Below are 21,788 nucleotides of genomic sequence, written 5' to 3'. Positions count from 1 at the left end.
CAATATAAGCTTTGAACTTCAAATGGGAGTGTTTGCCAGCAGACACTCCCGTTTTTGTTGAAAAAATTCGAAATTTTAATGGTTTTTGACACAGAAAGGAAGGAATTTTATGAACAAGGTATTAGGTAATAAGAAAGCGATATCCCTTTTCGTAGTTCCGGCACTGATTATTTACACCATTATTGTAATGGTACCGGTTATCTGGTCGTTGTATTATTCATTCTTCAGCGGCAGCCCGGGACTTCAGTGGGAATTTGCCGGATTTGACAATTATGCAAGACTTTTCAGAGACAAGAACTTCTTAAATGCATTGACAGTAAACTGTAAATATGTATTGTTAGTAACCGTTGGCCAGGTTGGAATGGGACTTTTACTTTCCCTGATGTTTAAATTCTGGCTGAGAAGATGCAAAACTATCGTAAGAACTCTGGTTTTCTTCCCGGTAGTACTTCCTACTGTTGCAGTAGGTCAGCTGTTTGCAAAGATATATGAGATTCAGCCAAACTATGGTCTGTTAAACTCATTGCTTGACTCTCTTGGTTTTACAAACCTTGTTCAGCCATGGATCGGCCAGTCCAGCACAGCTCTCTGGGCATTGTGCGTAATGGATATCTGGGTTGCCATGGGCTTCTATTCTGTAATTTTTTATGGTGCACTTCTTGATATCTCTGATGATATCCTGGAAGCTGCCAGAATCGACGGCTGCGGCGGATGGCAGTTATTCAAAAACATCCTTCTTCCGCTTCTTCGTCCAATGGTGATCACCAGCCTTGTATTCAGTTTCTCCGGAACTGTAAAGATGTTCGAGTCTGCTATGGCTCTTACCAAGGGTGGTCCTGGAAGCGCAACAAAATCACTTTCCATGTATATGTATGATGTTGCATTTACCTATAACAAGGTAGGTTATGCCAGTGTTATCGCTATCGTAATCTTCCTGATCTGTGTTGTGGGATCTCTTGTTATCAATAAATTTGATGTAAAAGACTGAAAGGAGGAAATATTATGAAAAAAGTAAAAGCAGTTTTTCGGGGAATTGTAATTTTCCTTCTTTGCATAATTGAGATTTACCCATTATTCTGGATGCTTACCGCATCCTTCAAGAAACAGGCTGAGTGGAGTGAAAAGCCAGCTTATGCATTAAATGATGGTTTCTATTTCCAGAACTACTCTGATGCATGGACAAGAGGACATATGTCCACTTTCTTTAAGAACAGTTTGATCACTACATTAGTGGCACTTGTATTTATTGTATTTTTCTCAGTAACTGTTGGTTTTGCTGTAACAAAGATGAAATGGAAATTCAGAAATGCAGTTGCACAGTATTTCCGTTTCGGTATCATGATTCCGGTGGCAATCGCTTTGATCCCGCTGTTCCAGATTTACAGCAGATCAAACCTGTTAAATACCAGAACATGTCTGATCATTACGTACATAGCATTTGGCCTGTCGTTGTCCATTTATCTGGTTCAGGGATATCTTCGTTCCTTCCCGGATGACATTATGGAGGCTGCCGTTATCGATGGCTGTGGTATTTACAGACTGATGTGGCACATTGTAACACCACTGATGAAGAACTCTATTGTAACCGTATTGGTTCTTCAGTTTTTCTTCAAATGGAACGACCTTCTGTTTTCCATGACATTCATTAGTGATTCTGCGCTGAAGACTGTTCAGACAGGACTTCTGTACTTCTCTGATGAGTTTGGATCCAAGAACTGGGGTGCAATTTTCGCTTCTGTATCCATGAGTGTATTCCCACTTCTGATTCTGTACATGGCACTGAATAAGAAACTGATGGAAGGTATGACAGCCGGAGCTGTAAAGGGTTGATTTTATGGAAGATAAAAGGACAGAGCAGTATAGACAGGAATTAAAAGAATTTGTAATGTCTCATACGGAGGATGTGCTTAAGAATCCGCGAAGCTTTATCCGTTACCCGTTTATTGATCCGGGCTCTGTTTACGATGGAAATGTATGGGACTGGGATACCTACTGGTCCGTATATGGCTTTCTGAATCTGGCGGATTCCTACCAGGATCCGTCTGTGAAGCCAAGAATTATAGAGCATGCACAGGGAAATATCCGCAATTTCTTCGACCATCAGTTGGAAGATGGATATATTCCCATGATGATCGAGGTGGCAGACTGGCCGGAGCCTTATCTGAATATGAGGCATAAGGAAGGCAAGATTATGAATATGCATAAGCCCTTTCTTTGCAGTCAGATGTGCCTGATCAGTGATTATACTGGTGATTATGCCTGGACGGAAGAATTTCTTTCAGGCGTGGCGAAGTATTTTGAATGTTATGATCACTATTATTTTCATGAAAACAGCGGACTGTATGTATGGCAGGATGATATTATGATCGGCATGGACAATGATCCGGCTACTTTTGGCCGTCCGCCATTTTCCACTGCCAATATTTATCTGAACAGCTTTATGTGTGTAGAACTGGAAGCTGGTGCCAGATTATACAGACAGTTTGGCAAGGAGGAAGCGGCAAAGAGGCTTCTGGATAAGCGCGAGGCACTGATCGGTGCTATTCAGCAGGAATGCTGGGACAAACGTGATCATTTCTTCTATTCAGTTGATGTGGATATTAAGACAAGGAAATACGACTGGTTCCACCAGGGGCTTGGAGTTTTCTGGAAAACACTGCCCATCAAGATTCGTGTATGGTCCGGATTTATTCCCATGTATGCAGGAATTGTCACGAAGGAGCAGGCGGCAGACATGGTGAAACATATTTTTGATCCCGATACCTTTGGTTCTGACTTTGGTCTGACCACGCTTTCAAAGGATGAAAAAATGTTTGACCTGTCTGTTACCAATAACCCGTCCAACTGGCTTGGCCCGATCTGGCTGGTTGCAAACTATGTGGTATTCCGCGGACTTTTGAACTACGGATACCGCATGGAGGCGGAAATTATGTATAAGCGCACCATGCGCCTTCTGGGAGAGGACCTGGAGAAAACAGGATGTCTTCATGAGTATTACAATCCATTTAATGGAGAACCGGTTATGAATGGTGGCTTTATTAACTGGAATATACTGGCATTGAATATGGCAGATGAGCTGGAAGGAAAGAAACCAATGTGTCTGCCAGAATTGCTGGAAAAACAGGCAGAAAAGCAATCGTTATAATAAGATTTTTTCTGCTGTGAGGTAAGTAAATACAGGAAAAGGATTGCAGAATACGTGGAATTTTGCAGTCCTTTTTTGGTTTGACCGGTAAAAAACATCTTTCTGAAATAAAGTGTGTACAAAAAAATTCAGAAAGCTTATACTTAGAATGTGTTTTAAGTTTATTTTGTAAAATGAAACAGATAAAGGAGTAAAAACATGATTCAGAACCCGATTCTTCCGGGATTTTGCCCGGATCCAAGTATTATACGTGTTGGAGAAGATTATTATATTGCAAATTCAAGCTTTGAATGGTGGCCTGGTGTGAAAATCTATCATTCTAAAGATCTGAAGCATTATGAACAACTGCCATCGCCGCTGAACAGAATGAGCCAGCTTAATATGGTTGGTGAGGGTGATTCCTGTGGCGTATGGGCACCAGATATTTCCTGGGACGGGGAATACTTCTGGCTGATTTATACGGACGTGAAAACCCGTACCGGAGGACTTTTTAATACCCATAATTATCTTGTAAAATCAAAGGACATCCGTGGCGGCTGGTCTGAGCCGGTTTATCTGAATAGCTCAGGTTTTGACCCATCTGTATTTCATGATACAGATGGCAAAATGTATATTGTGAATATGATTAATAATTTCAAGGGAATTCTGGTGCAGCAGTATGACCCTGAGAAGGAATGTCTGGTGGGAGAGGCGAAAAATGTTTTTCCGGGAACCGGACGCGGCTATACAGAAGGTCCACATATTTACCATATTGGAGAATATTATTATCTGCTGATGGCAGAAGGCGGAACCGGATATGAGCATATGGTAACTATGGCGAGATCCCGTTCCATCTGGGGACCATACGAGGAAGATCCAGGCAATCCGGTACTTACCTCTGATATGGATAATCCAGAGAAACTGCAAAAATGCGGACATGCAGATCTTGTATGCACTCAAAATGGGGAGTGGTACATGGTGCATCTTTGTGCAAGACCGCCGAAAGGCAGCAGACAGTGCGTGCTTGGCCGTGAAACCGCAATTCAGAAGATGTTATGGAACGAAGAGGGCTGGTTAAGGCTGGCCTGCGGTGGACGATTTGGACAGTGGGAGACAGAGGAGCCAACTGGAATTCAGGAGTATCTTTTCCCAGAGGAAGAGGGGAAGGATTATGGAAAAGAAGACTTTGATTTAGAAATTGCAGACAGTGCTGGAAATAATGAAACTGCAAAGAATGCGGACATTGCTGAAATTCTTTCGAAAACAAAAGAGTATCTGAATGAGAAGAATGCTGTGGACGAAGAATGTGATAAAAAGTTAAGTATGCCAGTGAAGAAGACCTCTGCGCTTTTAGATGTGCGTTATACTTCCCTGCGCCAGCCCTATGACAGCTACACCAGCCTGACAGAACGTCCTGGCTATCTCCGCCTCTACGGTCAGGAATCCCTGAATTCCTGCTATAACGTAAGTCTGGTGGCGCGGCGGCAGCAGGACCGCCATGTTCAGGTGGAAACCTGTGTAGAGTTTGCCCCGACCTGCAGAGAGCAGATGGCAGGACTTGCCTATATGTATGATACTGGCAATTTCTACCTTTTGGTAAAGACCAGAGAGGAAGAGTTTGGCTCCCAGACACTTGATTTGAAAAAGCCTGCAAAGCTGCGCCTGATAAAGAGCGATCACTTTGATGTAGAAGATGTGATTCCGGCAATCTCCATCCCGGAAGAAGGCCCCGTATACCTGCGCGTGACCACCACCCAGGAAGGACTTTACGCAAAATTCTTCTACTCCCTGGATGGAAAAGACTATCAGGAACTGGCTGAAGTCCCCACCAACATTCTCACCGACGAGCAGAGCGATGGATTCACCGGAGCTCATTTCGGAATGTACTGTCACGATATGACAGGGGTGAGACGGTATGCGGATTTTGATTATTTTGAGATTGTCAAAACGCGTAAAGAACAATAGGAAAGGCATTTAGCCACTTTTTCAAATACGCTCTGGACAGATTAAAAATTCATACATTTTCTTAATAAAGTAACGTTGCAAACCCCATGTTTTCTGACGTATTATGATAGTAGAAAGCATGGGGGATTTTTATTTATACGGGCAGTAAATCAAAGTTCATATCCTCACAGGATGTCAGATTCGGCAGTGATATCGAGACAAATCCGCAGCGCGTATTTGGAATTTTGAAAGAGAGATATATAAAATATAAGAGATCTAAAATGGAGAAGGAGACAAGAAAAATGAAATTAAATTATGCAAAAACAATAGAAAAATGGGGCATTTTTGAAGTGACCATAAGCGGTCCAAAGGAGGGAAATCCATTTTGTGATCAGTGGATCAAAGGCACTTTTTGCTGTAAAAATGAGAAGAAAACGGTAGATGGTTTTTATGATGGAGATGGTGCTTATAAAGTAAGATTTATGCCGTCTTTTACAGACAAGTATACTTTTGAAATTGAGGCTTCCTTTGATATTAACGCGGGGGAAGAAGTGCCGGATGAAGAAGCGCCTGAACATAAGCTTGGAATTGCTTATGGTGGGAAGGAAGTAGAAAAATGTGCTGTCAGAAATATGATGACTGGTAGTTTTACTGTAACTTCTCCTTCAGCAGACAACCATGGTCCGGTTCGTGTTGCGGGTACCTATTATCTTTCCTATGAGGATGGAACACCCTATCACTGCATCGGAACTACCTGCTATGTATGGAATCTGCAGAACGAAGAATTGCAGAAACAGACACTGAAAACCCTGGAAGAAAATGCGTTTAATAAAATTCGTTTCTGTATTTTCCCCAAGCACTATGACTACAATCTTCATGAGCCGATTACCTATCCTTATGAGGGAACACCCTGCGACAGTTCTGTGTTAAATGAGAATAATTTCGCGGAATATAATGGCTGTGCTCCGGGCAATGACTGGGACTTTACCAGATTCAATCCAGCCCATTTTCAACATATTGAAAAGTGTATTCAGGCACTTATGAATCTGGGAATCGAGGCAGATCTGATTGTTATGCATCCGTATGACAGATGGGGATTCTCCATGATGAAAGCAGAGGATGATGACCGCTACTGGAAGTATGTGCTGGCACGTTTTTCCGCATATCGAAATGTATGGTGGTCCCTGGCTAATGAATATGATCTGATGCATGAGAAAACGCTTTCTGACTGGGAAAGATATGCTGGCATTATCTGTGAGAAGGATCCTTATCATCATCTCAGATCCATTCATAACTGCAAAGCGTATTATGATTACAACCTGCCCTGGATCACCCATTGCAGCGTCCAGAGAACTGAGACATACCGTTCCTCCGAGCTGGTAAATGAGTGGCGTGAGAAATATCATAAGCCTGTAATTCTGGACGAAATCTGCTATGAGGGTAACATTCAGTTTGGTTGGGGAAATATCAGCGGTGAGGAAATGACAAGAAGATTCTGGGAGGCATTCTGCCGCGGAGGATATCCGGGACACGGTGAAACATATCTCAGTCCGGATCGTATTCTCTGGTGGTCTCATGGCGGCGTTCTTCACGGAACCTCACCGGAGCGTATCAGATTTCTTGCAAAAATCATGGAAGAAACACCGGGACTTGGTGTGGAACCTATGCCCTGCAAATGGGATGAGGTTGCCTGCCGTGCTGCCGGTTTCCCGGCAAGGAAAGATTATTTTATTTACTATTATTCCTTTATGCGGCCGGGCTTCCGAGACTTCTACTTTGATGATACTACAGAGTATCAGGTGGAAATAATCGATACCTGGGAAATGACTATTACAGACGGAGGAATTTATAAAGGAATGTTTCGAGTGAAGCTGCCGGGAAAAGAGTATATGGCGGTGCGCCTGCAGATAGCGAAATAATAACCATATTCATACAAAAAGCCCAGTTGTGTATGCAGCTGGGCTTTTTGAACATAAAATTCTTGAATCGTTTTTCAGAATTTGTTATGATTCATATCAGAATTTATGAGAAATAAACAGAAATACTTTTAAACAGGGGAGGAGATTTTTTGGAAGAAACAAACATCAGTCAGGAGCAAAATCCATTGGGAACGGCTCCGGTAGGTGGTTTGATCGGGAAATTTGCAATTCCGGCTATTATCAGCATGCTGGTCAGTGCTTTGTACAATATAGTGGATCAGATTTTTATTGGCCAGGGCGTGGGGATGCTGGGAAATGCGGCTACAAATGTTGCATTTCCTGTAACAACTATTGCAACGGCGTTGGCACTGCTTCTGGGAATTGGAGGCGCCTCCAATTACAATCTGGAAATGGGTGCCGGAAGAGAGAAGAAGGCAAGCTCCATAGCCGGAACTGCACTTTCCACACTGGTGATTACCGGTGTGATTCTGGCAGTGGCAGTACTTCTGTTTTTGCGTCCGCTCCTAAGCTTATTTGGTGCAACGACAGATGTTATGCCTTATGCGGTGGATTATCTTGGCATCACAGCTGTGGGACTTCCTTTTTATGCATTATCCATTGGAGGAAATCATATTGTCCGTGCAGACAGAAGTCCCACATATTCTATGACCTGTGTTCTTACAGGTGCCATTATCAACACAATTTTGGATCCCCTTTTCATCTTTGGGTTTGGCTGGGGAATCAAGGGTGCTGCCTGGGCAACGGTGATCGGACAGGTTGTTTCCGGAATTTTAGTGGTTATATACTTTGGAAAATTTCGTAAAATGTATCTGGAGATGAGCATGTTAAAGCCTTCTTCAGAGTGCCTGAAAGCTATTATTTCTCTCGGAATGGCATCCTGTATTAATCAGATTGCTATGGCAATTGTTCAGATTGTGCTGAACAATATTTTACGTTATTACGGCGGTTTATCTGTCTATGGAAGTGATATTCCAATCGCCTGTGTAGGAGTTATTTCAAAAGTAAACCAGGTGTTTATGGCGATTTGTATTGGAATTTCACAGGGCTGTCAGCCAATCTGGGGCTTTAATTATGGAGCAAAAAAATACGACAGGGTAAGACTTGCATATCGTTATTCCATGATTGCATGTACCGCGATTGCAACTGTATTTTTCCTTTGTTTTCAGTTATTTCCCCACCAGATTGTAAGTATTTTCGGAACCGGAAGTGACCTTTATTTCCAGTTCGCAGAACGCTATCTGAAGATATTTATGTTTATGACTTTTGCAAATGGAATTCAGCCAATGTCCTCAGGATTTTTTACATCTATCGGAAAAGCAAAGCTTGGAATCGTCATGTCCCTGACCAGACAGGTGCTATTTCTTTTGCCATTGATCGTTGTTTTCTCATTAATAATGGGAATTGACGGGGTGATGTATGCTGGACCGATCGCAGATGCAGCGGCATTATCATTGGCGATATTGTTTGCACGAAGAGAGCTTGTGGCCATGAAGAAATAATAAAAAAGACTGATATAAATGATACTGTACTTCAGGAGGTTGTTGGAGTCCGGTATGTTATATCAGTCTTTTTTATAAATACAGCTGATTAACCGTTAGGTTAAATCTGTGTCAGATATTAATGGCAGGAATGACTTCCGCAGCCATGATCGCCACAGCTGTGACCTGCTTCATGATCATGGTGATCGCAATGTACATTGGGGTTATAGCCAAGATTTCCTGCGAGTAATGCGTTTACAGCTTCATCAGCGTTGCCGCTGACACCACCGAAAAGACGGATTCCAGCCTGGGCAAGTGCATTCTGGGCACCGCCGCCAATACCGCCGCAGATCAGGGTATCTACGCCATGTGCAACCAGGAATCCAGCCAGTGCGCCGTGACCGCTTCCATTGGTATCGACTACTTCGGCACTTACAACCTTGCCATCTGCAATGTCATAGATCTTGAATGTTTCTGTGTGTCCAAAGTGCTGAAAAATTTCTCCATTTTCATAAGTAACTGCAATCTTCATAATGATATCTCCTTCATTTTGTAAATTTGATTTAGAAAGTGAACTATTAGATCGGTCAGCGGCTGGCAGTTCCTGTGAAAGGTCCAGGCTGGTAAGCGGAGTCTGTTTAGATCCCTTTCGGCAGCAGCATTTCCCGCAGCGCGTATGCTCCCGACCTTCGCAGAGCCGGTAATTTCCCCCGGCTATGACAAGGCGCTGTCCAAGGACGATGCACCGGGCAATTTTTTCCCGGGCAGTTTCATAAATTTCTGTGACAGTTGTCCGGGAAATATCCATCTGGGCAGCACATTGCTCGTGAGTTTTCTTCTCCAGATCTACCAGACGGATGACTTCATATTCATCCAGAGTCAGAGTGACAGCTTCCGACTCTCTGGGACATTCTTCAGGAGAAAAAGTTTCATATTGGGGTGCCTGGCAGATTCTGCGGCATCTGGGCGGTCTGGGCATATATGTCACCTCCTTGTTTTCGACATATGTCGATTATAAACCCAAAGAAGAGAAAATTCAATACTATTATTTTCTGAGCGCTATTCAAAGTTGCTCCAATATGGTATAGTTTTGTTACTATTCATTTGCAACGCTCTGCGAGGTGTTTTTGGTGGATAAAGTTTACAGAAAACCAGAGAACTAAGTTTGCGTAGCAAACGCTATTTCTTGTGCCTGTCACAAAAAGGTTCGTGTTTCTGTGCGTCGCGAAGCGCGTTGCTGTGAAGGTCGTGGTTGACAATTTTTTTTATTTGGAGTACAGTCCAAGAAGAGATAAAATTGTTATTGCTCAAAAGCAATTTTTTTCTGGAATTTCGGGCACAATTGGAGCAGTAATGTAAAATTAACAGAAGAGGTACGAATATGCTGAAAGTAAAGAACCTGACTTTTGAAGTGAATGAAGAAGGGAAAAAGCGCTGTCTGGTAAATCACATCAGTTTTGATGTTCAGGATGGGGAAATGCTGGTAATCACCGGACCTAATGGAGGTGGAAAATCCACCCTGGCCAAGGTACTGGCTGGCATTGAGAAAGCAAACAGCGGAGAAATTTATCTAGATGATGAGAACATTACAGGATACGATATTGATCATCGTGCAAATGCGGGAATTGGCTATGCATTTCAGCAGCCACCCCGCTTTAAAGGTATGACCGTGGCAAGAATGTTATCTCTTGCAGCAGGAAAGAATTTAACGGAAAAAGAGAGCTGTGACCTTCTCTCCGCTGTAGGACTTTGTTCCGAAGATTACCTGAACCGTCAGCTGGATGGAACCCTTTCCGGCGGTGAGATGAAGCGAATTGAGATTGCCACAGTTTTGGCGAAATCTCATAAAGTAAGCATTTTCGATGAACCTGAAGCAGGAATCGACCTGTGGAGCTTTTCCATGCTGATCAAGCGCTTTGAGGAGATTCATCGTGAGAAAAAGGAGTGCCTGATCCTGATTTCCCATCAGGAAAAAATCATCAATATGGCAGATAAGATCATGGTAATTGAAGACGGTGAAGTAAAGAAATATGGTACCAAAGAAGACGTTTTCCCAACCTTATTTCAGCAGGAAAAATGTCAGAAATGTCTGAATGAAGGAGGAAAATGTTGATGGTTAAAGTAGAAGAAACAACCCAGGGTGTGCTTGATAAGATCAGCGAAGGCTTTGCACAGAAAGGTGCTTTTAATCTTCGTCAGAATGGTATTTCCATCTGTCACGGCGACAGCGAACATATCAAAATAAAGAAAAAAGAGGACAAGCCGGGAATCGATATTTTCATTGACGGGGAGACAAAGGGAGAGAAGGTTTTCATCCCGGTAGTGGTAAGTGTATCTGGAATGACCGATCTGGTTTACAATGATTTTTATGTGGCAGACGGCGCAGATGTTGACATTGTTGCAGGCTGCGGAATCCACAATAGTGGCTGTAATGACAGTCGTCACGATGGTATTCATACCTTCCATGTGGGTAAAAATGCTAATGTACATTACGAGGAAAAACACTATGGAGAGGGGAATGGAACCGGAAGCAGAGTGCTGAATCCGGTAACTAATATTGAGCTTGGAGAGAACTCCGTATTTACGCTGGATACCGTTCAGATCAAAGGTGTTGACTCCACAATCCGTACCACAAATGTTTCAATGGATGCAGATTCCAAGCTGTTTGTTCTGGAACGTCTGATGACAGATGGGGAGCAGAAAGCGGAGTCTGATATTGAAGTCTGTATGAACGGAGCGGGATCTTCTGCACAGATTATTTCCCGTTCTGTTGGAAAGGGAAACTCTTCCCAGGTTTTCCATCCGAAGGCTGTTGGAAAGAACAAATGTCACGCACATATCCAGTGTGATTCCATTATTATGGATCATGCAGAGGTGGGTTCTATCCCGGAAATCCAGGCGAAGCATGTGGATGCTGCAATTGTTCATGAGGCCGCTATTGGAAGAATTAACGATGAGCAGCTTCTGAAGCTAAGAACTCTTGGAATGACGGAAGCTGAGGCGGAAAATGTGATCATTGAGAATTTCCTGAGTTGAGAAAAACTTAAACAGAAAAATAACTATTCAGTAGGTATGTACTATTTTGCGGAGGTTGTAACTGTGAAGGTGCTGAATAGTTACACAGAGAATATAGAATCTTCAGGTAGGTTTGGAAGATTTATGAAAAAATGCCAGGCAGCGTCGTTCAAAGACGCTGCCTGGCATTTGACATTATCTAATTTTTACGGATTTTTTGGAACTCCATTTGGAATAATATTTTTTGCCGCTTACAACTTTGTAGGTGCGGATCCGTACATAATATTTTTTCTTTGAAACCAGTTTCTTTAAGGTTGCGCGTGTAGCAGAGCCTTTTACGGTAAGGGTTTTCGCCTTTTTCATGCTGCTGTTCTGGTTGCCTTTATCGGAATCATCTTTACCGGAGTTATCTTTACCGGAATCGTCTTTACCAGAGTTATCTTTACCAGAATCATCTTTACCGGAATCGTCTTTACCGGAGTCATCTTTACCAGAATCGTCTTTACCAGAGTCATCTTTACCGGAATCATCCTTACCAGAATCGTCTTTACCAGAATCATCTTTACCAGGATTATCTTTTCCTGCGTCCGAGTCATCCTTGCAAGGAGCAGCTGTGATCGTAAAGGTTGTGTTAATAATGCCGGTGTAATTTCCAGCTCCAGTAATAGTTACAGTAGCAGTACCTTCCTTCACATTATCTTTATAAGAAACTGTGAAATCAGTGCCTGCCGCAAGTGTCTTGTCTCCGTATGTAACGGTAACATCCGGGCATTTCTCTGTTCCGTCACTGGTGTAGGAATACTGGGAAAGGGAAGCGGAATAGCGGTTGATATCCAATGGTTTAATGGTAAAGTCTCTCGTAACAGAACCAGTGTAATTTCCAGTTCCAGTGAGGATTGCGGAAGCAGTACCTGCATCTCAGTTGTTTCTGTAGGAAACGTAATAATCCTGGTTCAGGGTTAATTCCTTGTCCCCGCTTTTTACTGTGGCGTTTGGGCGTAAAGAGGAGCCTGTGTAGGTAAGGCTTTCATTGGAAAGCGTAACCGTGCAGCTGCTGATGTCAGCTCTGTTTATAGTAAACGATTTGGTTACATACCCCTGGTAATTTCCAATTCCATCAATTCCAACCCACGGAGAATTGTAATAACTGCTTGGTTCAATGTTGTTGTGGTATGTTACAGTGAAATCCCTGTCTTTTACCAGGGTTTTACCACTGTGGGTAACTGTCACTTCAGGAGTTACCTCGGAACCAGTGTAATATGCCGGGGCAATGGAGAGTCTGGCATTTGCCATGATCTACAATGCAATCACTGGAAATACAGATGCAGTAGAGGAAAATGGAGAGGCAGTCCGTTTGTACCAGAATTTCTGGAGATTCACAAAGGAAAATGTGAAAAGGACACAAATTTAGTTTTTCATTTAAGATAAATGTGAAAAAAATGTGAAATTAGCACTCGCCTCTTGACAGTGCTAACAATACATGTTATATTACATACAGAACAAAGGAAGAGAGAAAAAGAAATCTTCCAGTTTGAACAAAGATGTTAATTAAACACGCAAGTGTTCACAATATAAGGAGGAATGGATTATGTTAATGCCTAGTATTTTTGGAGAAGATTTATTTGATGACTGGATGAGATTACCTGTAGAAAGAGAGAATCACAGAGGTTACAGAGCTGCTGAATTGATGAAGACAGATATTAAGGATGTGGATGGAAATTATGAGCTGAGCATTGATCTTCCAGGCTTCCATAAAGAGGATGTGAAGATTCAGCTGAAGGATGGCTATCTGAACATTCAGGCTTCCAGAACCGAGAATAAAGATGAGAAAGACAATAACGGTAAATACGTTCACAGAGAGCGTTACACCGGACAGTGCTCCAGAAGCTTTTATGTAGGTAAGGAACTGGAGCATGAGGACATCCATGCGAAATATGACAATGGTGTTCTGACTGTTACTTTCCCGAAGGAAGCGAAGAAGAAAGTGCCTGAAGAGAAAAAATTTATTTCTATTGAAGGCTGATTCCCGGGGAAAGAGTTGTTTTAATAGATAAGAATTTCCGTGGGAAATTGATAACAGATAATAATTGGCGCGGAGTAGTTCACCTGCTTCGTGCCGATGAAATAGATGATTGAAATAGATAATATATAGTGTGCATTAGCCGTAAATCAGAAGCGGCGGCTGATATTGCCGACTTACATAAGTAACGAGTGAAAGCGGCAGAGCATGTTTTATTTGATGTGCTTGCAGTGTATGGATTATTCAGCGATATTGAAATAATGGTAAACAGCTTCTTTTATATAGATTGTGTTTTAGATTGTGTTTCATTTTAAGACGATTTTCTAATTTACATAGATTTTGTTTCATACCCCCTCATTTCCTGCCGGCTACCCACCGGCAGGTTTTTTCTTATGTCTTTACATCATTTCACCTGTCTGCTATACTTGTCTGGAATTGTTGATGACTGCGAAAGACAGAACAAAAATCTCTCACAAATTGTGATGCATATCTTGCAGAAAGCCTTTTTCAAACAGGCTTCAGAGCGTGAAAACAAGATGCTGCTGCAGTAATCGTGGATGGCAAAAACATGTTACTGTTACTCCGTTCACAGTAACAAAAACATTTTCAGAGAAGGAATTTACTCATGAATTATATTGTATTTGACCTGGAATGGAATCAGAGTCCAGGGGGAAAAAGGTGGTCTAACAGCCGTCTGCCTTTTGAAATCATAGAAATCGGCGCCATAAAACTAAATGAAGAGAAAGAAATTGTGGATAGCTTTCAGCGTCTGATCAAGCCCCAGGTGTACAATTGGATTCATGACAGCATCCATGAAGTGATTCACATGAATTATAAGGATCTGCAGAAAGGAACTCTTTTCCCACAGGCCATCACGGAATTTCTGGAATGGTGTGGCGAAGAATATATATTCTTTACCTGGGGAAATCAGGATGTAATGGAACTGCAGCGGAACATGAAATATTATGGAAAACTTTCCCTGCTGAAAGGTCCTGTGACTTATTATGATGTGCAGAAATTATTTGCCATTCGTTATGAAGAAAATGACGAGCGCCGTGCCCTGGAATTTGCTGCTGATAAAATGGGCGTGGAGAAGAAAATGGATTTTCACCGTGCTCTGGGAGATGCTTATTATACTGCATGTATTCTCCAGAAAATAGAAGATAAATACATTTTTCCAAACTCATCCCTGGACGTGTATCAGAATCCCAAGAGTAAGCGTGAAGAGATTCACATATCCTATCCAACCTATGATAAATATGTATCCCGAGAGTTCTATTCCCGCGAAAAAGCCATGAAGGACCGAGAAGTAACCAGCACGAAATGTCCATTATGCCATAATCCGGCCAAGCGTAAGATACGTTGGTTTATGAATAATTCCAAGGTTTATTACAGTGTGTCCCTTTGTCAGGAGCACGGCTTTGTACTGGGAAAAATCAGGATTCGCCGAACGGAAGACAATAAGTATTATGTAATTAAGAAGCTCACCAATGTAACAGATGAAGAAGCCGATGAAATCCGCCAGAAACGTGATGCTCATCGTGCCAAACGGAGACTGAAGAAAGAAGAGCAGTAAATAACTACTGCTTGTAATGAATGAAAAACTAACATTTGGTTAATAGAAAAATCCTCTCCAATCACATATGCTGTTTATAAGTAATACAACAACAGCATATAAAAAGGAGGGGATTTTATGAGTTTAAGAAATTATTTTTACAGGTTTGGGAAATACATTCTGACATTTTTCTTTGTAACACTGCTGATGGTTCTCTTTGGTCCGCTGCGGGCGCAGGCTGCTATTACCAAGGAAGTTACCTCGGATGGTTTTAAACTCAGCGGAACGGGCTGCATGAATGTGTGGGATGGAGACGAATTCCGCTATTATATTGGTTATCAGATCCCTCATGAAGACTCCATGGATTACAAGGTAGATGTGACTATGACTTTTCAAAGCTCCAGTCTGACACCAGGCAGGGCAAGCGTGTATCTGGATGACGACAGCATACCCTTATATTCAAACGGAGGTACGGTGCTGCAGGGCTCAGCCACCTTCTCCAAATCTGATGAAATGGAATTGATGGAAATATTTGTAAATTACGATAGTTTTCCAAGTGAGCAGAACGTAGATTTTTCCATCTCGGTAAATGTACGGGAAAATCGCAAAAACGCAGATATTGCCATTTATCCTCCGGAAAACAATTACGACAAAACCACAGGAGTGTTTCTGGTAACGGTTGACGATCCTTATGTTTTTTATTCAAATAAGGATTCGTCCAAATATTCTGTAAGTATTTCGGACTCATCGGTGGCACAGGTTACAGGCATTACTCCAAAATCCAATGACAGCTTTGAGGTGAGCGTATATTTTGCAAAAGCAGGTTCGGCGGATTTCATTTTCAAATATGGAAATCAGACGAAAAAGGTAACCTTCACAGTAGCGAAAACAGTCATAACTGTTTCCAGCTCCATCTCCCTGAAGGTGGGGGATACCACCATGTTTTCCAATTATGTTTTCAAAACCGGCGGTGGAAGCATCACCATCAAGAAAGTGAAATCCAGCAATAAAAAGATCGTTGATGCAGCCGGAGGATTCCTGATCGCAAAGAAGCCTGGCACGGCCAAGGTAAGTGCCCTGGTAAATGGCAAGCGGAGAACCATAACCGTGATCGTCGGCAAAAAGCCTGCCCCCAAGCCAAAACTGAAACAGCTTCAGGTAAAAGTGAAAGGCTATAAATATTATCCGGATTCCGGCAAAACCATTTACACAACCCGTTTCACCAATAAATCCAAAAGTACCATCACCAAAGTGAAGCTGAAATTCACCATGACCATTAATGAAGAAATGACCCGAACCAAAACCTTCAAGGTCAATATAAAACCGGGAAAGACAAAAACCATGAAGCTGAATATAGGAAAATTAATAGCAAATCCTTCAAATATTAAGGTGAAATGCCTGAAATTCTGGTATAAGAGTTGAGGAAAGAAACTGTAGTAATAGGGGCATTTCGAATAAAGAGATAAAAGAATATTGTGTAAAGTAGAGGAGTTACAATAAAAATAATACAGGGCTAAGAACGAAAATGCGTAATGCAGTTTTCATTCTTAGCCCTTATTCTATAAAGTCGGTGTTGTCAGCAGACTGGTCATGATCGACCGTTCATACTGCATTCCCCATCCAACCATCTGACCATTGAAATAATACTTGCTCTTTAATCTCAATGGTCCCACAGCGTTGGAAAGAATGGCCTGTTTCTTGGTAAGAACACTGAGGTCTGTTCCTGTGGGGACGGTCACGTATACATTTTTTGTGTAGTAGAATGGATAAGTATTTCCGCAATTATTCAGCAGATACTGCTCACCTGGAAGATTTTTCTTCGGAACAGGATTCTTTCTGATTTTTACTTTTTTACATTCGAAATTGTCGAAACCGTAATCCAGAAGGCTCTTTGTGTCAGCCCAGGCGCCATTTACGGAATTCATCACAACTGCAACCAGGGTCATATTTCCACGCTTGGCATAGGTGATCAGAGTAGCACCGGCAACATCTGTGTAGCCTGTTTTTCCACCCAGAACACCATCATAGGCGTAATCCCGGCCAGCCATCATCTTGTGATGATTGAGCAGATAGCGGGTTTCTGTAAAAATATTGGTAGGCGGAATTTCATAAAGATCTGTGGTGAAAAATTTCCTGCAAAGTGGATTCTGCCATGCAGCCTTGGCTATTTTTGCCATATCGCCTGCGGTGGTTACATGAGTCTCATCAGGAAGTCCGTTAGGGTTATTAAAATGGGTGTTTTTGCATCCAAGTTGCTGGGCTCTGGTGTTCATCAGCTCTACAAACTTCTTCACAGAACCGGAAACCTCTTCCCCAATACCAAGTGCCATTTCATTGGCTGATTCCAGCATCAGTGCCATAAGACATTGTTCAACTGTAAAAACCTCTCCGGCATCACCATAAATGGTGGAACTTCCCGCTTCAATTCCGTAAGCCGCCTGCTGAGAAAGGGTAAGCTGTGCGTTCACGTCCAGGTTCTCACATCCAAGAAGACAGGTGAGAAGCTTGGTAATACTGGCCGGGTAAAGCTGAGTATTGGCATTCTTGGAATACAGGACCGCTTCTGTATTTAAGTCCATGAGAACTGCTGACTGCGCCTCAATCTTAGGACCCTCCGGCCAACCCTCAATGGAATCGGTATCAGCTGCCTGTGCATAATATTCGGTATGCGGATCCGGAGTAGGAGTGGGAGATTCGCTGGCAGTGTCTGTAGCTTCTGCCCAGACAGCGCCCGTCTGCCCAAGCAGCATTGCTGCTGTCAGGATTCCACAGAAAATCCGCTTTATTTTCATATGAAGATTTTTCCTAATCATATAAAATCCTTTCTTAAAATAGTACATAAAATTCCCAATACGTAATTGCATTATACCACTTTTCTTTATGTAAAACTATTAAAAGAGTGTGAATTGTTCACAGCACCCCGGAAAATCCACAAATTCAGCATTATTTTCCCCTATTCTCCCCATTTTTTCAGCGGAAAAACACTTGACATATAGAAATTCAGACCATTATAATAGACGGGAAACAGAATAGTTAAAGACTGTGATGGAGACAGTAAGCTGATTTTGAACGTTTAAGGTTGTGCAGACACAGACAGCAGCAATCTTTTCAGCGAGACGGGGATGGTGTAAGCCCGCCGCAAGTAGATTCAGCCGAAGATCACTCCGGAGTTTTATCTCTGAAGGAACAAGTAGGAGATAACGGAATTCCCCCGTTACAGGGAGCGTGTATCGGCTGCGTGTGCAAGCCCGTACAATGTAACAGGTGGTATAACGAGTGCTGACAGCTTTCGTCCTTTTGCAGGATGAGAGCTTTTTTTATGCTATAGGAAATTCCGTTGGAATTCCCTATAGCATAAAAAGCCCTGCCGGGCAGGATCGCACTGCGGCGGAAAGGTAGATGTCGCTTATAGCGACCCGCCGCAGGCGGAGAATCCTGCAAAGCAGGATTCTTTTTATGCAGGCGGAGAATCCTGCAGGCAGGATTCTTTATGTAACAGGAAATCCCAACAGCAATCGACTGATAATTTTAAAGGAGGAAAAAGCTTTGTACCAGAAAGTAGACACGAATCTGAATTTCGTAGATCGCGAGAAAAAAGTAGAAGAATTCTGGAAAGAAAACCATATTTTCGAAAAAAGTATGGAAAACCGTAAAGAAGGCCCGACTTACACATTCTATGACGGACCGCCAACAGCAAACGGCAAGCCGCATATCGGCCATGTGCTGACACGTGTTATCAAGGATATGATCCCAAGATACCGTGCAATGAAGGGTTACATGGTTCCGCGTAAGGCTGGATGGGATACCCATGGTCTTCCGGTAGAGCTTGAAGTAGAGAAGAAGCTTGGTCTGGATGGAAAAGAGCAGATCGAGGAATACGGTATGGAGCCGTTCATCCAGCAGTGTAAAGAGAGTGTCTGGAAATACAAAGGAATGTGGGAGGATTTCTCCTCAACAGTTGGTTTCTGGGCTGATATGGAGCATCCATATGTAACTTACGAGGACAATTATATTGAGTCCGAGTGGTGGGCACTGAAAGAAATCTGGAACAAAGGCCTCTTATACAAAGGCTTCAAGATCGTTCCTTACTGTCCACGCTGCGGAACCCCGCTTTCATCCCAGGAGGTTTCCCAGGGCTATAAATTAGTAAAAGAGCGTTCTGCAATCGCACGTTTCAAAGTGGTTGGAGAGGATGCATATTTCCTGGCATGGACCACAACACCGTGGACACTGCCTTCTAACGTTGCACTTTGCGTAAATCCGGATGAGACTTACTGTAAAGTAAAAGCAGCAGACGGATACACTTACTATATGGCAGAAGCACTTCTTGACAAAGTACTTGGCAAGCTTGCAAAGGAAGAAGAGCCTGCATATGAGGTTCTGGAAACCTATAAAGGAAAAGACCTGGAATACAAGGAATATGAGCCGCTGTTTAAATGCACAGGTGACTATGTAGCATCCAAGGGCAAGAAAGCGCATTATCTCGTATGTGATAACTACGTTACCATGAGTGATGGTACCGGTATTGTTCATATCGCTCCTGCATTTGGTGAAGACGACAGCCGTGTAGGACGTGAATATGACCTTCCGTTTGTACAGTTTGTAGATGGCAAGGGTGATCTTACTGCTGAGACACCATATGCCGGCGTGTTTGTTAAGAAAGCAGACCCAATGGTACTGGCTGATCTTGAAAAAGAAGGCAAGCTGTTTGATGCTCCGAAATTTGAGCATGATTACCCACACTGCTGGCGTTGTGATACACCACTAATCTACTACGCAAGAGAATCCTGGTTTATCAAAATGACAGCTGTTAAAGATGACCTGATCCGCAATAACAACACCATTAACTGGATCCCGGAGAGCATCGGTAAAGGACGTTTCGGCGACTGGCTTGAGAACGTTCAGGACTGGGGAATCAGCCGTAACCGTTACTGGGGAACTCCACTGAATATCTGGGAGTGCAGCTGCGGTCATATGGAATCTGTTGGAAGCCGTCAGGATCTCTATGAGAAAACTGGTGACGAGCGCGCCAAGACAGTAGAGCTTCACCGCCCATACATTGACGAGCTTACCATGAAGTGTCCGGAGTGCGGCGGCACTATGCACCGTGTACCGGAGGTTATTGACTGCTGGTTCGATTCAGGAGCAATGCCATTTGCACAGCATCATTATCCATTTGAGAATCAGGAATTGTTCAAACAGCAGTTCCCGGCAAACTTTATTTCTGAGGCTGTTGACCAGACAAGAGGATGGTTCTACTCCCTTCTTGCTGAGTCTACTCTTCTGTTTAATCAGGCTCCATATAAGAACGTTATCGTTCTTGGACATGTTCAGGATGAGAATGGCCAGAAGATGAGCAAGTCCAAGGGAAATGCAGTTGATCCGTTTGATGCACTTCAGACATACGGTGCAGATGCCATCCGCTGGTACTTCTACATCAACAGTGCACCATGGCTGCCGAACCGTTTCCATGGCAAGGCTGTTCAGGAAGGTCAGCGTAAATTCATGGGTACTCTGTGGAATACCTATGCATTCTTTGTACTTTATGCAAATATTGATAACTTCGATGCTACCAAATATACACTTGACTATGACAAGCTTCCGGTTATGGACAAATGGCTCCTCAGCAAGCTGAATACACTTGTAAAGACTGTTGACGAGGATCTGAACGACTATAAGATTCCGGAGACTGCAAGAGCACTTCAGGGCTTTGTAGACGAGATGAGTAACTGGTATGTAAGACGCTGCCGTGAGCGTTTCTGGGCAAAAGGCATGGAGCAGGATAAGATCAATGCGTACATGACTCTTTACACAGCACTGGTAACAGTTGCCAAGGCTGCAGCTCCGATGATCCCGTTCATGACAGAGGATATTTACCAGAATCTTGTAAGATCTCTGGACAAAACAGCTCCTGAGAGTATCCATCTCTGCGACTTCCCGGAAGTAAAGGAAGAGTGGATCAACAAAGATCTGGAAGAAAACATGGAAGAAGTTCTGGACGTTGTTGTTCTTGGCCGTGCATGCCGTAATACGGCAAATATCAAGAACCGTCAGCCAATCGGAACCATGTATGTAAAAGCTCCGAAGGTGATGGATAAATATTTCACAGACATTATTGCAGACGAGCTGAATGTAAAAGAAGTGAAATTTGCAGATGACGTGGAATCCTTCATTTCCTACAGCTTCAAGCCACAGCTTCGTACAGTGGGACCGAAATACGGCAAGCTTCTCGGCGGAATCCGTACTGCACTTGCCCAGATCAACGGAAGCAAGGCTATGAACGAGCTGAAAACAAACGGTGTACTTGTACTTGATATCGATGGAAACAAGGTTGAGCTTACAGAGGAAGACCTGCTCATCGAGACCGCACAGACAGAAGGTTATGTAACTGAGTCAGAAGGCGAGACTGCAGTTGTTCTGGATACCAACCTGACACCTGAGCTGATCGAAGAGGGATTTGTCCGCGAAATCATCAGCAAGGTACAGACCATGCGTAAAGAGGCTGGCTTTGAGGTTATGGATAAGATCCGTGTATCTGTAAAAGATAATGACAAGATTATCGAGACCATGAAGGCAAATGAGGCTGAGATCAAATCTGAAGTTCTGGCTGAGGAAGTCGTTTATGGCGAGACAAATGGTTATGTAAAAGAGTGGAATATTAATAAAGAGCATGTAACTCTTGGTGTTACAAAGCTTTGATTTAACATACAAC

General features: G+C 42.9%; 17 protein-coding genes. 13 read left to right on the top strand and 4 right to left on the bottom strand.

The genetic code is table 11. The features are described from left to right. The first annotated feature begins 109 nt into the window (after positions 1-109). The 6 genes from AB5618_RS05035 to AB5618_RS05010 all read left to right on the top strand — a co-directional run bounded on the left by AB5618_RS05035 (position 110) and on the right by AB5618_RS05010 (position 8,507). Positions 110-988, top strand: a complete 879-nt coding sequence (locus tag AB5618_RS05035) for a carbohydrate ABC transporter permease (RefSeq protein ID WP_368366554.1) — start codon at positions 110-112, stop codon at positions 986-988. A 14-nt stretch (positions 989-1,002) separates the two neighbouring features. Next, a complete protein-coding gene (locus AB5618_RS05030) occupies positions 1,003-1,830 on the top strand; it encodes a carbohydrate ABC transporter permease (RefSeq protein ID WP_227200628.1) in 828 nt (275 codons plus the stop codon). Positions 1,831-1,834: 4 nt separating this feature from the next. Then, complete coding sequence (locus AB5618_RS05025) at positions 1,835-3,145, top strand: trehalase family glycosidase (RefSeq protein WP_368366553.1); 1,311 nt, start codon at positions 1,835-1,837, stop codon at positions 3,143-3,145. A gap of 198 nt (positions 3,146-3,343) precedes the next feature. Further along, the gene (locus AB5618_RS05020; RefSeq protein WP_368366552.1) at positions 3,344-5,089 is read left to right on the top strand and encodes a glycoside hydrolase family 43 protein; all 1,746 of its coding nucleotides are present in this window, start codon (positions 3,344-3,346) and stop codon (positions 5,087-5,089) included. Positions 5,090-5,370: 281 nt separating this feature from the next. Next, the gene (locus tag AB5618_RS05015) at positions 5,371-6,987 is read left to right on the top strand and encodes a DUF5605 domain-containing protein (RefSeq protein WP_368366551.1); all 1,617 of its coding nucleotides are present in this window, start codon (positions 5,371-5,373) and stop codon (positions 6,985-6,987) included. Positions 6,988-7,136: 149 nt separating this feature from the next. Then, positions 7,137-8,507 (top strand): MATE family efflux transporter, encoded by a 1,371-nt coding sequence (locus AB5618_RS05010; RefSeq protein ID WP_368366550.1) that lies wholly within the window; start codon positions 7,137-7,139, stop codon positions 8,505-8,507. Between the two features lie 118 nt (positions 8,508-8,625). On the opposite strand, the gene AB5618_RS05005 is transcribed toward AB5618_RS05010, so the two are convergent. Further along, a complete protein-coding gene (locus AB5618_RS05005; protein ID WP_368366549.1) occupies positions 8,626-9,465 on the bottom strand; it encodes a NifB/NifX family molybdenum-iron cluster-binding protein in 840 nt (279 codons plus the stop codon). Positions 9,466-9,867: 402 nt separating this feature from the next. Between AB5618_RS05005 and AB5618_RS05000 the strand changes: the two genes are divergently transcribed. Together AB5618_RS05000 and AB5618_RS04995 are read left to right on the top strand one after the other, a co-directional pair. Next, a complete protein-coding gene (locus AB5618_RS05000; RefSeq protein WP_173718622.1) occupies positions 9,868-10,599 on the top strand; it encodes an ABC transporter ATP-binding protein in 732 nt (243 codons plus the stop codon). Next, on the top strand, positions 10,599-11,522 hold the full coding sequence (locus AB5618_RS04995; protein WP_118577643.1) for a SufD family Fe-S cluster assembly protein: 924 nt from the start codon (positions 10,599-10,601) through the stop codon (positions 11,520-11,522). The genes AB5618_RS05000 and AB5618_RS04995 overlap by 1 nt, the downstream gene beginning before the upstream one ends. A gap of 174 nt (positions 11,523-11,696) precedes the next feature. On the opposite strand, the gene AB5618_RS04990 is transcribed toward AB5618_RS04995, so the two are convergent. Beyond that, positions 11,697-12,338 (bottom strand): hypothetical protein, encoded by a 642-nt coding sequence (locus AB5618_RS04990; RefSeq protein WP_368366548.1) that lies wholly within the window; start codon positions 12,336-12,338, stop codon positions 11,697-11,699. An 81-nt stretch (positions 12,339-12,419) separates the two neighbouring features. Further along, positions 12,420-12,794, bottom strand: coding sequence for a hypothetical protein (locus AB5618_RS04985; protein ID WP_368366547.1), 375 nt, complete (start codon positions 12,792-12,794; stop codon positions 12,420-12,422). Positions 12,795-13,089: 295 nt separating this feature from the next. Here AB5618_RS04985 and AB5618_RS04980 point away from each other — a divergent pair, with 295 nt between their 5' ends. The 4 genes from AB5618_RS04980 to AB5618_RS04965 all read left to right on the top strand — a co-directional run bounded on the left by AB5618_RS04980 (position 13,090) and on the right by AB5618_RS04965 (position 16,498). Then, the gene (locus AB5618_RS04980) at positions 13,090-13,524 is read left to right on the top strand and encodes an Hsp20/alpha crystallin family protein (protein WP_173734793.1); all 435 of its coding nucleotides are present in this window, start codon (positions 13,090-13,092) and stop codon (positions 13,522-13,524) included. Between the two features lie 442 nt (positions 13,525-13,966). After that, on the top strand, positions 13,967-14,050 hold the full coding sequence (locus AB5618_RS04975; protein ID WP_368356867.1) for a DUF6783 domain-containing protein: 84 nt from the start codon (positions 13,967-13,969) through the stop codon (positions 14,048-14,050). A gap of 96 nt (positions 14,051-14,146) precedes the next feature. Then, complete coding sequence (locus AB5618_RS04970) at positions 14,147-15,097, top strand: 3'-5' exonuclease (RefSeq protein ID WP_173715733.1); 951 nt, start codon at positions 14,147-14,149, stop codon at positions 15,095-15,097. Between the two features lie 117 nt (positions 15,098-15,214). After that, positions 15,215-16,498 (top strand): hypothetical protein, encoded by a 1,284-nt coding sequence (locus AB5618_RS04965; RefSeq protein ID WP_368366546.1) that lies wholly within the window; start codon positions 15,215-15,217, stop codon positions 16,496-16,498. Positions 16,499-16,635: 137 nt separating this feature from the next. On the opposite strand, the gene AB5618_RS04960 is transcribed toward AB5618_RS04965, so the two are convergent. Beyond that, positions 16,636-17,868, bottom strand: a complete 1,233-nt coding sequence (locus tag AB5618_RS04960; RefSeq protein WP_368366545.1) for a D-alanyl-D-alanine carboxypeptidase family protein — start codon at positions 17,866-17,868, stop codon at positions 16,636-16,638. Between the two features lie 754 nt (positions 17,869-18,622). Here AB5618_RS04960 and ileS point away from each other — a divergent pair. Next, positions 18,623-21,775, top strand: a complete 3,153-nt coding sequence (ileS, locus tag AB5618_RS04955) for an isoleucine--tRNA ligase (protein ID WP_173715782.1) — start codon at positions 18,623-18,625, stop codon at positions 21,773-21,775. Positions 21,776-21,788: the final 13 nt, after the last annotated feature.

This window comes from Ruminococcus sp. J1101004sp1_RTP21198st1_B9_RTP21198_201120 (assembly GCF_040924245.1).
In the GTDB taxonomy this organism is placed as follows: Bacteria; Bacillota; Clostridia; order Lachnospirales; family Lachnospiraceae; genus Blautia_A; species Blautia_A faecis.
This window is presented reverse-complemented; position numbering and strand designations above follow the sequence as displayed.